This is a genomic window from Bacillus altitudinis (assembly GCF_001191605.1).
In the GTDB taxonomy this organism is placed as follows: Bacteria; Bacillota; Bacilli; order Bacillales; family Bacillaceae; genus Bacillus; species Bacillus altitudinis.
Genome location: NZ_CP009108.1, coordinates 1 through 12,245, shown reverse-complemented (window position 1 = coordinate 12,245; position 12,245 = coordinate 1). Strand labels below are relative to the sequence as shown.

Annotated in this window: 12 protein-coding genes, 1 tRNA gene, 1 riboswitch and 1 other annotated feature; of the genes, 6 read left to right on the top strand and 7 right to left on the bottom strand. The window is 41.0% G+C overall.

Features of this window, described 5'->3' with window-relative positions; translation table 11 throughout:
* Positions 1–67 precede the first annotated feature (67 nt).
* Positions 68–514: a hypothetical protein gene (locus ID12_RS00070; RefSeq protein ID WP_017359003.1), complete on the top strand. Its 447-nt coding sequence runs from the start codon at positions 68–70 to the stop codon at positions 512–514.
* 59 nt (positions 515–573) lie between these two features.
* Here the strand turns inward: ID12_RS00070 and ID12_RS00065 are convergent.
* Both ID12_RS00065 and cudC read right to left on the bottom strand, forming a co-directional pair.
* Positions 574–646 (bottom strand) — tRNA-Ala (locus ID12_RS00065).
* Positions 647–718: 72 nt separating this feature from the next.
* Positions 719–1,276: a transcriptional regulator GbsR gene (gene cudC / locus ID12_RS00060; RefSeq protein WP_035389194.1), complete on the bottom strand. Its 558-nt coding sequence runs from the start codon at positions 1,274–1,276 to the stop codon at positions 719–721.
* Between the two features lie 207 nt (positions 1,277–1,483).
* Between cudC and betB the strand changes: the two genes are divergently transcribed.
* Together betB and ID12_RS00050 are read left to right on the top strand one after the other, a co-directional pair.
* The gene (gene betB, locus ID12_RS00055) at positions 1,484–2,953 is read left to right on the top strand and encodes a betaine-aldehyde dehydrogenase (RefSeq protein ID WP_050826538.1); all 1,470 of its coding nucleotides are present in this window, start codon (positions 1,484–1,486) and stop codon (positions 2,951–2,953) included.
* Positions 2,954–2,980: 27 nt separating this feature from the next.
* Entirely contained in the window at positions 2,981–4,189 is a 1,209-nt protein-coding gene (locus ID12_RS00050) for a choline dehydrogenase (RefSeq protein ID WP_008344050.1), read from the top strand.
* A gap of 40 nt (positions 4,190–4,229) precedes the next feature.
* Here ID12_RS00050 and ID12_RS00045 read toward each other — a convergent pair whose 3' ends face one another.
* The gene (locus ID12_RS00045; protein ID WP_050826537.1) at positions 4,230–4,709 is read right to left on the bottom strand and encodes a DinB family protein; all 480 of its coding nucleotides are present in this window, start codon (positions 4,707–4,709) and stop codon (positions 4,230–4,232) included.
* A 205-nt stretch (positions 4,710–4,914) separates the two neighbouring features.
* Between ID12_RS00045 and ID12_RS00040 the strand changes: the two genes are divergently transcribed.
* A complete protein-coding gene (locus tag ID12_RS00040) occupies positions 4,915–5,445 on the top strand; it encodes an NfeD family membrane protein (RefSeq protein WP_017367919.1) in 531 nt (176 codons plus the stop codon).
* An 11-nt stretch (positions 5,446–5,456) separates the two neighbouring features.
* The gene (locus tag ID12_RS00035; protein ID WP_008344044.1) at positions 5,457–7,004 is read left to right on the top strand and encodes a flotillin lipid rafts scaffold protein FloT; all 1,548 of its coding nucleotides are present in this window, start codon (positions 5,457–5,459) and stop codon (positions 7,002–7,004) included.
* Positions 7,005–7,035: 31 nt separating this feature from the next.
* Here ID12_RS00035 and ftsW read toward each other — a convergent pair whose 3' ends face one another.
* The 3 genes from ftsW to ID12_RS00020 are packed head-to-tail and all read right to left on the bottom strand — an operon-like array spanning position 7,036 to position 9,982.
* On the bottom strand, positions 7,036–8,169 hold the full coding sequence (gene ftsW, locus ID12_RS00030) for a putative lipid II flippase FtsW (protein ID WP_411859173.1): 1,134 nt from the start codon (positions 8,167–8,169) through the stop codon (positions 7,036–7,038).
* A 5-nt stretch (positions 8,170–8,174) separates the two neighbouring features.
* Positions 8,175–9,329, bottom strand: a complete 1,155-nt coding sequence (gene rodA, locus ID12_RS00025; protein WP_050826536.1) for a rod shape-determining protein RodA — start codon at positions 9,327–9,329, stop codon at positions 8,175–8,177.
* A 14-nt stretch (positions 9,330–9,343) separates the two neighbouring features.
* Positions 9,344–9,982, bottom strand: a complete 639-nt coding sequence (locus ID12_RS00020) for a DUF1232 domain-containing protein (protein WP_169476055.1) — start codon at positions 9,980–9,982, stop codon at positions 9,344–9,346.
* Positions 9,983–10,152: 170 nt separating this feature from the next.
* Here ID12_RS00020 and ID12_RS00015 point away from each other — a divergent pair, with 170 nt between their 5' ends.
* Positions 10,153–10,707, top strand: coding sequence for a GNAT family N-acetyltransferase (locus ID12_RS00015; protein ID WP_050826534.1), 555 nt, complete (start codon positions 10,153–10,155; stop codon positions 10,705–10,707).
* Positions 10,708–10,947: 240 nt separating this feature from the next.
* Here the strand turns inward: ID12_RS00015 and thiT are convergent, their stop codons facing one another.
* Positions 10,948–11,523: an energy-coupled thiamine transporter ThiT gene (gene thiT, locus ID12_RS00010; protein WP_050826533.1), complete on the bottom strand. Its 576-nt coding sequence runs from the start codon at positions 11,521–11,523 to the stop codon at positions 10,948–10,950.
* A 96-nt stretch (positions 11,524–11,619) separates the two neighbouring features.
* Positions 11,620–11,722, bottom strand: a riboswitch (TPP riboswitch).
* Positions 11,723–12,157: 435 nt separating this feature from the next.
* Positions 12,158–12,245: a sequence feature (16S ribosomal RNA rRNA prediction is too short), on the top strand.

The following is a 12,245-nucleotide window of genomic DNA, read 5'->3' as shown; positions in this document are numbered from 1 at the left end:
AAAAGTAAAATAAAACCATTTTTGGCGTTATTTGTTGTATAATGGTAAAAATGAATGGAGGGGTTGTATGAAGCGGATATGTGTAATGATGTCTCTTTGTTTCATTGTCATGTTCCATTTTAATATGGAAAAGGTTGCAGCTAAGACCATTTATCGAGAAGTAGAAGTTGATTTCATCATGACGGAACAGGAAAAAGATCTGTGGGTACCAGGAGGTCAAAATAATCCTGAACAATATCCATCTACTTATGGCTACCAATTTTCTATACTAAATGCAGAGGGGTGTACTCTAGAGGTGACACTCTACAGAACATCTTTATCAGGAACGGATTTTCCGTCATCAGTCAAAGAGTATACAGGTAACCAATATGATCTAAGTGCAACAGACCGAATTTTATCAAGTGGGCGCTACATTTATAGACCCCATGGTATTAAGCTGACCAAAAAAGAAGGCTGCGGGGATGTTGAGATAAAAGGAGTCTTTGGTTATCAAATTCAAGAACCAGACAAATAAGCTTTTATGAGTAAAATCAAATGAAAAAGCCTATCCGTCATTGGATAGGCTTTTGATAATGGAGCATAGCGGGATCGAACCGCTGACCTCTACGCTGCCAGCGTAGCGCTCTCCCAGCTGAGCTAATGCCCCGAAGTATTACGACATAACTTATTATAATCAATCCTCCTGTAAAATTCAAGCTGTAAAACACAAACACCCCGGCTATTTTTCTTTCTGATCAATCGGAATATAGTCAAAGATGTCTCCCGAATGAACCGAGTGGGCTAATCGTCTAAGCCAGTCATAATAGGCTTTTGAGCTTTCAAGCTGTTCAATGAGCTGTTTCGCTTCCTCTCTTTCATGTTCCTCTGCCTGATCATCACGAGCTACATCTTGAAGGCGTTCTTGCGCTTCTTCAATCGCTGCTAGATTGACCTCAACCTCTCGTTCCCATTTTTGCGGGAAGAAGTTCATGAAAAACTTAAAAAAGTCTTTCTCAGCAACAAAGCTGTGTTTTCTTCGGCCACGGTGAAAGGTCTTTTTGACAATATTCATGTCTTGCAGTTTTTTCACACCCGTACTCATACTAGGCTTACTCATTTGCAGCTCTTCACGCATTTCATCCAGCGTCATTTCCTCATTTAAATACATCGTTCCATATAAAATACCCGCACTTCTAGTAATGCCATAGAGATCCATTGTTTCAGCGATGGAATCAATGACGAGATCTTTAGCAGCTAAAATGCGTTCTTCTGCTTGTGGCTGTTCCTGCTTTTTCATCTTGTCCCTGCTTTCTATTAAGTGAATTCAATACGTTCAAAAAAATCTTTATGGACTATATGTTAACGAAAGAATGCAAAATGTCAAAATAAAAGAAGCATATCCACCCTTTGACAGAAAAATTTGAACATGTTAAGTTAATTATGTTCAAAACGTTAAATTTTTATTTAACAAACTTACCAAAGAGAATCAGAGGAGGTTCCTTCTATGAGTCAAACACTATTTATCGATGGACAATGGGTTGGCGCTAAGAGTGGCGACACAAGAGATATCATCAATCCATTTAATCAAGAAGTGATCGCGACAGTCAGTGAAGGATCAAGAAATGACGCGCAGTTAGCCATTAAGGCAGCGAGAAAAAGCTTCGATCAAGGTGATTGGGCAAACATGCCTGGACTTGAGAGAGGAAATATTGTGTTTAAAATTGCTGAATTGATTAGGCGAGACCTAGATGAATTAGCCAAATTAGAATCACTTGATACCGGCAAAACATTAGAAGAAAGCAAAGCGGATATGGACGATATTGCGAACGTGTTCCAATATTATGCGGGGCTTGCTGATAAGGATGGCGGGGAAATCATTGCATCGCCTATTCCAAACTCAAAAAGTGAATTAGTCCGAGAACCTGTCGGTGTATGCGGTCAAATCACTCCTTGGAACTATCCATTGCTTCAAGCGAGCTGGAAAATCGCTCCTGCCCTTGCAGCTGGAAATACAATCGTACTAAAGCCAAGTGAAATTACACCATTAACCACGATAAAAGTTTTCAAACTTATGGAAGAAGCGGGTGTTCCAGCAGGCGTTGCCAACTTAGTACTTGGACCTGGAGCAACTGTTGGAGATGAGCTGGCTGTCAATGACCAAGTCGATTTAATTTCATTCACAGGCGGTATTGAAACAGGGAAGAAAATCATGCAGGGAGCCAGCGGGAATGTGAAAAAAATCGCCCTTGAGCTCGGCGGGAAAAACCCGAATATCGTCTTTCAAGATGCTGATTTAGACGTAGCGGTTGACCAGGCAATGAATGCTGTGTTTTTCCATGCAGGGCAAGTGTGTTCAGCAGGTTCACGCTTGTTAGTGGAAGAATCTATTCATGATGAATTTTTAGAAGAACTGGTGAAGCGTACGAAAAAAATCAAGCTAGGCAACGGCTTTGATGAAGGAACCCAGAGCGGACCGCTCATCTCAGCTGAGCATCGAGAAAAAGTAGAAAAATACGTCAGTATTGGTCTAGAAGAAGGAGCAACCTTAGAGACAGGTGGGAAACGACCTGATGCAGAGGAGCTTCAAAAAGGATTCTTCTACTTGCCGACGATTTTCTCAGGCTGTACATCAGAGATGCGAATTGTACAGGAAGAAGTGTTTGGACCAGTCCTCACTGTCGAATCCTTCCGATCAGAGGAAGAAGTCATCGAGCTGGCAAATGACACGATTTATGGTTTAGCAGGAGCGGTGTGGTCTTCTGATATCGGCAAAGCCGAACGAGTGGCTCGTCAATTAAGATTAGGCACGGTATGGATCAACGACTTCCACCCTTATTTTGCTCAAGCACCGTGGGGCGGATATAAACAATCAGGTCTTGGACGTGAATTAGGACGTACGGGCCTTGAAGAATATACGGAACTAAAACATTTATATCGAAATACAAAACCAGAAGCGGTTCATTGGTTTAAATAAATATCACTTATCTGGAGGAGATTCTATATGACTTTAAATATGAAAATTGAAAGCATGCAAAAATTCCATACGTTTGAAATTCCGACTGTCATCAAGCACGGCATTGGTGCAGTGAAACATGTTGGGGAAGAAGTGAAAGCATACGGCGTTTCAAAGGTATTGCTTGTCACAGATCCTGGTATTTATCAAGCAGGTGTTGTAGATCCAGTGATTGCTTCATTAAAAGAAGCACAAGTTGATGTGGTTCTATTTAATAAAGTAGAGCCAAACCCGCCAGTCCGTTTAGTGAATGAAGGATCTGCGTTATATGAAAAAGAAGGCTGTAATGGTTTAGTCGCAGTAGGCGGCGGAAGCTCAATGGATACAGCGAAGGCTATCGGTGTGGAAGCGACTCATGAAGGATCAGTTCTTGATTACGAAGCGGCTGAGGGGAAAAAACCGCTTGAAAATAGAATCCCTCCGTTAACCACAATTCCGACAACGGCTGGTACAGGTTCAGAGGTCACGCAGTGGGCAGTGATCACTGACGAAGAAAGGGAATTCAAATTCAACACAGGTGGACCGCTCATTGCAGCTCACCTAACAGTGATTGATCCTGAGCTTCATGTATCAATGCCGCCGCATGTGACGGCAATGACGGGTATCGATGCACTTGCGCACGCGATCGAATGCTATACGATGAAGTTTGCTCAGCCAATTACAGATGCGGTAGCGCTCATGGCCATTGAATATGCTGCTCATTATATTCGCCGTGCCTTTGCCGATGGAGAGGATTTGGAAGCAAGATATGGCATGGCACAAGCTGCGATGCTTGCCGGACTTTCCTATGGCAGTGAATCAGCTGGCGCAGCCCATGCGATGAGCCAAACGCTTGGGGGCATTATTCCAGTCGCACATGGTCAATGTGTAGCGGCAATGATGGGACCTGTCATGGAATATAACTGGAAAGGGTACCCAGAGAAATTCGCCCGGATTGCGCAAGCATTCGGTATTGATACAAGCAGAATGACAACAGAGGAAGCTGCAAAAGCAGCAGTGAATTGGATGTATGATTTAGTGGAAGACCTAGAAGTTCCTTCATTAGAAGAACAAGGTGTACCAAAAGATATGATCGATCGCTTATCTAAAGAAGCAATGAAAGATCCGCAAACAGTTGGAAATCCAAGAGACCTGAACGAAAAAGCATACAACTGGATTTACGCTCGCTGTTTTGATTTAACACCTAAAACAGTGTAACAATGAAAAAAGGCTCCCAAAAGGGAGTCTTTTTTACATCTTATAGCTGTTCTTTAATTTCTTTAATTTGATGAATATGGCGCTTTTCATGTGCGCCGATAAAATCAAGGTATTGCTTTAATGAAAGTTCTTCAAACACAGGATGTGCAATCACGCGTTTGAAATCTTCATCTGTAAACGTTGATAAAATTTGATTTAATTTCTCACGAGCTGTATCAAGCTCATCTTTTAAATGTGTAGGTGTCACATGCTTGCGCTCTGGTTCAACAATACTAGGCGCGGTGGCTTTTTTTGAACGATCCTCTGCCATTTCAACTGGTTTTGGCTTATATTCTTTGATTGGTGCTTTTTTCCCCTCGGCAGCTAGATGTTTTGCTGAAATTAGGTCCATTTTCTTTAAATGATCTGCAACCTCTTGAATGCTCCAAGTATCATCAGATAATTTTTTGTTTAATTGTTCTTCACTTAATCCTTGCAGCTCTTGCCATAATTCTTGTCTTGCTTCATGTAATAAACTCATTTCTCTCACCTCAAGATCAAATTTTATCATACTGGTACAAGACAATCATTCTTTAGCTATCCGAGAAATCCTTTAATGAATTGTGATGAAATATGAAACCTTTACAAAAGTGGTTCGTATTACCTGTTAGAAGGAATACACTTGGATGTGAGCATGGTCTAAATGAATGAAAGGCTGCTCATTTCATAAAGAAAGGGTGAGGAAGATGGATGTGTTTGGGCTGCCTCTTCAGACGCTGTACTTATACATATTGATGGTATCAGGAATCCTGACGCTTGTTTTCGTCTTTTTTGGCGATGTATTTGATGGATTGTTTGAAGCGATTCCTGTCCCGTTCCTTCAACCAACATTGATCCTCGCATTTCTTACCTTTTTCTCGGCTGGAGGATTTATCTCTGAAAAAACAGCAATTGTAGGAAGTGGACTTGGCGCCGTATTATCTGCCATCCTCGCAGTGGTTCTCGTTACTTGTTTACATGTATTTGTCCTAGTCCCGCTTTCCTCTGCTGAAGAATCTCTTTCATATACGGAGGCCGACCTAAAAGGAAGAACTGGGGAGATCATTGTATCTGTACCAAAAGATGGGTTTGGAGAAGTGCTGTTAATTAGTAACAGCGGGAAAATCTCAAAGCCTGCCGTCAGTTTCGACGAAGAGGAGATTCCATATGGAACCCGAGTGCTGGTCGTCGAAGTGAACAAAGGCGTGTTATCTGTTATACCAAATGAAGAAATCTAGGAGGGAATGCTATGCCAGGAACAACCATATTAATTATTATTGGAATTGTGCTTGTGATTCTCATTGCACTTATTGGTGTATTTGTTTCGAAATACCGGACAGCTGGTCCAGATGAAGCATTAATTGTCACAGGAAGTTACCTCGGAAGTAAAAATGTCCACGTGGATGAAGGTGGAAACAAGATTAAGATTGTAAGAGGTGGAGGTACCTTTGTACTCCCTGTTTTTCAACAAGCAGAGCCGCTCAGCTTACTATCTAGCAAGCTAGATGTTTCAACGCCTGAAGTCTATACTGAACAGGGTGTACCGGTCATGGCGGATGGAACGGCCATCATTAAAATCGGCGGATCAATTGAAGAAATCGCCACTGCGGCAGAGCAGTTTTTAGGGAAAACAAAAGAAGATCGTGAAAATGAAGCAAGAGAAGTACTAGAAGGACACCTTCGCTCCATTTTAGGGTCAATGACAGTTGAAGAGATTTATAAAAACAGAGAGAAATTTTCTCAAGAAGTACAGCGTGTCGCTTCTCAAGATCTAGCGAAAATGGGTCTTGTCATTGTATCGTTTACAATCAAAGATGTCCGTGATAAAAATGGCTATTTAGAATCACTAGGTAAACCTAGAATTGCTCAAGTGAAACGCGATGCAGATATTGCGACAGCAGAAGCAGATAAAGAAACACGTATCAAACGTGCAGAAGCAGATAAAGATGCGAAGAAATCTGAGCTTGAGCGTGCCACTGAAATCGCTGAAGCAGAAAAAATCAATGAGCTGAAAAGAGCAGAATTCAGACGTGAACAAGATACAGCAAAAGCAAGCGCTGACCAAGCGTACGATCTTGAAACAGCTCGTAATCGTCAGCACGTAACTGAACAAGAAATGCAAGTCAAAATCATTGAACGTCAGAAGCAAATTGAATTAGAAGAAAAAGAGATCCAGCGTCGTGAGCGTCAATACGATTCTGAAGTGAAAAAGAAAGCAGATGCGGACCGTTATGCTGTTGAGCAGTCGGCTGCGGCGGAAAAAGCGAAGCGTCTTGCAGAAGCAGATGCGAAGAAATACAGCATTGAAGCAATGGCAAAAGCAGAAGCAGAGAAAGTTCGGATTGACGGGCTTGCCAAAGCAGAAGCCGATCGTGCAAAAGGGGAAACAGAAGCAGAAGTCATTAGGTTGAAAGGACTTGCGGAAGCAGAAGCGAAAGAGAAAATTGCAGAAGCATTCGAACAGTATGGTCAAGCGGCGATTCTTGATATGATTGTGAAAATGCTACCTGAATATGCGAAACAAGTATCTGCTCCACTTTCTAACATTGATAAAATTACAGTTGTTGATACAGGTGGTAACGGGGAAGGCAGCGGCGCCAACAAAGTGACCGGCTATGCGACAAACCTTATGTCCAGTCTTCAAGAAAGTCTGAAAGCTTCCTCTGGAATTGATGTTAAAGAAATTATTGAGAATTTCTCTGGCAAAGGCAATGTGAAACAAAGCATCCAAGAACTGACGAATGAAATCAAACAGCCAAGAAAAAAAGAAATCGCTGATCGTCAAATAGAAGAATAAAAATCAAAAGACACCTTCTGATAGAGGGTGTCTATTTTAATTGGGGTACATGCCGGTGTCTTTTGATAGATGAAGAGAGATTCACAAGAATGCCTGCAGATATCATCATGAACACCAATGAAGATCCGCCGTAGCTAATAAAGGGAAGAGGAATGCCTGTAATGGGGAGAAGCCCAAAGACAGCTCCTAGATTAAAGGCTGCTTGAATCGTAATTTGAAAAGTAAGCCCGATCGTTAATAGCTTTCCAAATGGATCTTGTAAACCTTGAACGATTCGAACGGCGCGATACATGATGAGTAGGTAGGCACCCATCACAAACAACAGCCCCATGATTCCCAGCTCTTCACTAATGATGGCCATAATAAAATCTGTATGGGCTTCAGGAAGAAACCCTAGTTTTTGAATGCTTCCGCCTAAACCATTCCCGGTAAGCCCTCCTGAATTCATGGCGAGATAAGAATGGATCAGCTGATAACCATCTCCATCCTCATACATGAAAGGATCACGAAAAGAAGTGATTCGTTTCAAGCGATAAGGAGCGGTCACAGCAAAAAAAGTGATCCCTGCCGCAGCTGTCGAACCTAGTAGAATGAGGTGGCGTGTTTTAAGTCCAGCACATAATAAGACGATACCGCAGCTCAATAAAATAGAAACTGCTGTACCTAAATCTGGCTGTTTTAAAATCAATAAAAAAGCTAGACTTAAAAGAAGAAGTGGAGGCAGTACTCCTTTTTTAAAGGATGTAATGTACGCTTGTTTCCTTGCATATACATAGGCAAAATAGATGATCATCACTAATTTCACAGCCTCAGACGGCTGGATGATCAGAGAGCCTAATTGAATCCATCGTTGTGAATTGTTTTTGACAACACCGATTCCTGGAAGCAGGACAAGGAGAAGACATAGCAGTGACAGCATCACAAGCCAACGAATCCATTTACGGTAAGCTTGATATGGAACCAGGGCTGCAGCGATGAAAAAGAAGAACCCAATCAAAAGCCATTGCCACTGTTTCATGAAGAAGTAGCTGCCCTGTCCATATTTTATTTCGCCTAAAGGATAACTCGCACTGTACACCATCAGCAATCCAAAGAAACAAAGACAAACAATCGTCCCAGCAAGAATGTAGTCGATTTTTTTTAGGTGAGAAAGAATCAATGACATCACCTTCAATCCCAGTTACGTCCAAACATGTAGGATGAGGACCTCAGATTGACACTAAACACAAGGCCAATGGCGATCATATTGGTTAAAAGCGCACTGCCCCCATAGCTGATAAAAGGAAGGGCAAGACCAGTCACAGGCATTAGCCCTACTGTCATCCCTACGTTTTGGAAGACTTGAAAGACGATCAGTCCAACCACCCCAGCACATATATACAGCCCATAAAGGGTATTCGCATGCATAGCCACATGAATCATTCGATAGATCATCATAAGATATAAACAGATCAATAGGGAGGCGCCGATAAAACCAAACTCCTCACCAATAACTGCAAATATAAAATCTGTGTGGGCTTCAGGGATATTTCCCCCTTGTACTTGATTTCCTTTTGTATAACCGCTTCCTGATAATTGTCCTGACCCAATGCCAAGCATTGCTTGTTTCAGTTGATACCCATATGTCGAATCAAATTCATCTGGGGAAAGCCACCCATAAATGCGATCAAGCTGATGAGGTTTAATCACTTTTGTAAAGTGCTCAAAATGTTCATTGTGCAAGTAGGTCAAAAATGCAAGAAGCCCGAGAAAAGAAGCGATTAATGCAGCGATCATCTTACTTGAAATTCCTGACACAAGCATCAGTGTAAAAGCTATAGACAAGATCACAAGTGCCGTTCCCAAATCTGGCTGAATTAAAATCAGGAAAAAAGGAACAGCGGTCCAGCATATGATTTTCATTGTGGGAATCATGCTTTCTTTAAACGCAAAGCGCTGATGTTTGTATCGATTTAAAATAGCCGCTAACAGAAGAATGACAAAAATTTTCATAAATTCTGATGGTTGCACTTTCATGGGCCCAAAGCTGATCCATCTTTGGGAGCCATTTTGATTCGTGCCAAAAAAATGAACGAGAATGATGAGGAAAAGACCACCTGCAAATAATCGAAAAGATAAACGCTCAAGCAGTTCATAATCAAAGTAAGCAACTGCCGCCATAAGGCCAAAACCGACGATATACCAGAAAACTTGTCTTTTGACGAAATAAAACATATCTTGCGTTTCATACTGGCCCGATCCGCTATACACAGCCAGCAGGCTGATCACAAAGAAGCAAATGACAGTGAATAATAATGCGAAGTCAATGCTGTTCTGTTTTTTCATGTCTCCGTCACCTGCTATGACCTATTTGTCAGCTGATTTAATACGACCTGCACCGCTGCAGCGTCATCAATATAGCCGATCGGAAAAATATAATCTGGTATTAAATCAACGGGCATAATGAAGTAAAGTAATGCGCCTCCCATCAACATCAATTCTCGAGAAGTACCCCGTGCGCTCATGAACGAGCTGTACATGCTTTTCAATTGATCAAGAAATGGCCCAACACCACTTATCGTGTCTATCTTTTTTTCAAACTTTGCTGAGATCGTTTCTTTTCCCTCGTCTGATTGACTATAGGTCTCATATTCATTTAACTTCTGTTTCAATTCATTCTCGCTGAACGTTCCGTCATAGACATCATGATCTTTCAGCGTTCGCTCAATCTCTTCTACCGCTTGAATGAACGTATCACCGTGAACTCTTTCGTTTTTAATTGAAAATCCAGCCGTGATCAATAGATGATCTAAAGAAATGTGTAGAGCATCTGAAAGCCGCTGTAAATGGTTCAAAGTCGGTTTTCTTTTTCCGTTCATGATTCTAGACAGTGTGGCTTTATCAATTTCTGTTTGTGTACTCAGTTCTCTTAATGAAAGAGAACGTATTTGCAGTTGTTCTTTTAAAAACTGCCGAAGCTCAGTTGTTTTAAATTCCATCTCTTTCCTCACCCTTTTCATAAAGTTCAACTCTTTAATAGAAGAAGTCGTACCCAATATATAGGGGTGTTGACAAAATGTCAACGAATATCCATTAGGGATTGAATTTTATAAAATAGCAACTTATCATATGAAACATAGAGTAGGAAATTGCTAAAAGGGGTGTTCAGATGAAGGTTAGACATGCAGTACATAATGATATTCCTAAAATTGCCGAAATTCATGTGAAGAGCTGGCAAACGACTTATCACGGCATTATTTCACAAGAGTATTTAGATGCTTTGAATGTAGAGGAGCGGGAAGAGAGCTGGAGAAGCAGGTCGCTTGAAGGCACGTTTGTCGCAGAGGATGCTGACGGAGTATTTGGTTTTGCTTCCTTCGGAAAACAGCGTGATGAGAGATATTCAATATATGATGGTGAGCTTTATGCCATCTATTTGTTGCAGAGAAAACAGAAATCAGGAGCGGGTATGGCTTTGATTGCAAAAGGTGTGGATTATTTAATAGAGAAAGGCTATCAGAATATGCTGCTCTGGGTATTTGAGCAAAATTCAGCAAAGCAATTTTATCAAAAGCTTCAACCTAGTTTTGCCGTCACCAGCCAGTTCGAGCTGGCTGGTGAGAAACATGAGGAAATAGGGTATGGATGGGAACTGTCTGTACTAAGTGATCATGTTCAACAAATTATATCGTCAGCTTCCAATAATAATGAGAGAAAAAAGTAAAAAGGGTGGCGAGTAAAATATAAGATATAAAAGGAGAAGCCTCTACTTTCCCTTTCACACCTGCTATTTTTAATGCCTCATAGAAACTTGCCAAAAAGTAGGCGAGACTGAGGATGTAACAGCACAGCATAATGGAGTAAGGATTCATTGTCGTACCTCCAGCATGAAATCTTCTACTATTAATAGATTCAATAGAGCAGCAAATTATGCATAAAAAAATAACCCGCTGAAGCAGCTGGGTTATTTTTGTTGAGGGAAAACCAAACGAGACGCACTAGGGATGAGTAAACAAAGAACAATACTACAAATGATAAATGAAGGAACCATATATGTGCTGTTATAAACTAATGAATACACCCATCCTGGTGTTCCTTTTGGTGCATAATGAGAAAAGAAAACTACACCTGAAATAAAGAACGTCAGCAGTCTGAAGAAACTGGCGACAAATACAGCTAGGATAATATAGAAGAATTGTTTCTTTCGCTTTTTATCCTGAATGGCTTTTTTAATTGATCCTGAGAATAGCCCGCTTAAACAAATCACAACAGATGCGACAAAGTAATCGAGAAATCCTTGTACAGGTGTAGCAATAATAGGATTGTTCATCAGCTGTAGTCCTGCGATTAACACACCGATGATAAATCCAGCAGACACGCCCCATCTAATGGACATGAGAATGACAGGAATCATGATCAGTGCAATTGACCCGCCGTTTGGCATTCTTAAAAAGAGACCTGATAAATAATCTAAAACAAGTGCAAGAGAAGTCATGATGGCGATCTCCATCAGTCGTACTAATTGATTTGATTGTTGCATAAAAAAATCCCCTTTTCACGAATTGTGCAAGGAGAGACCATGTCAGGATGAGTATGTGATTCATAGAAAAACATATCGGCTTGCATACATGCATGTATGCAAGTGATTCCACATTCCTACTTCAGTATTAACTGACAGGTTCAAAGGGTCAGAACAACGAATTGTTCACTCTCAGCACGAGGCTCCCCCTGCGGTTATTAAATTTCAATCTATTATAAATATACTAAAGACCTACAGGATCAACAATAGTGAATTACGGAGTTAAGCCCTTTTTGTACGAATATATAGGAAGAGATCAGGAAAAATAAATTATTTAGAAAAAATACTTGTTTCTTCTTTTAAAAGGTGTTATATTTGTATTCGCCGCTGAAACAGCGCGGTTGAGAAATAACATTCAAGAAAAAAGTTGTTGACTTCATCTTGATAGAATGTTATATTAATAAAGTCGCCTCTGAGCGATAACGAAGATGATCTTTGAAAACTAAACAAGACAAAACGTACCTGTTAATTCGAGTTTTTATAAAAAATCCTATGATACATCATAGGTAGTCAGTCAAACTGGCGAGGCAGGAAATGATCACATGCTAAGTTCGCTACATCGTGTAGCAACGCATGTGTGATATGCATCCTGCATACCTCGGAGAGTTTGATCCTGGCTCAGGACGAACGCTGGCGGCGTGCCTAATACATGCAAGTCGAGCGGGCAGAAGGGAGCTTGCTCC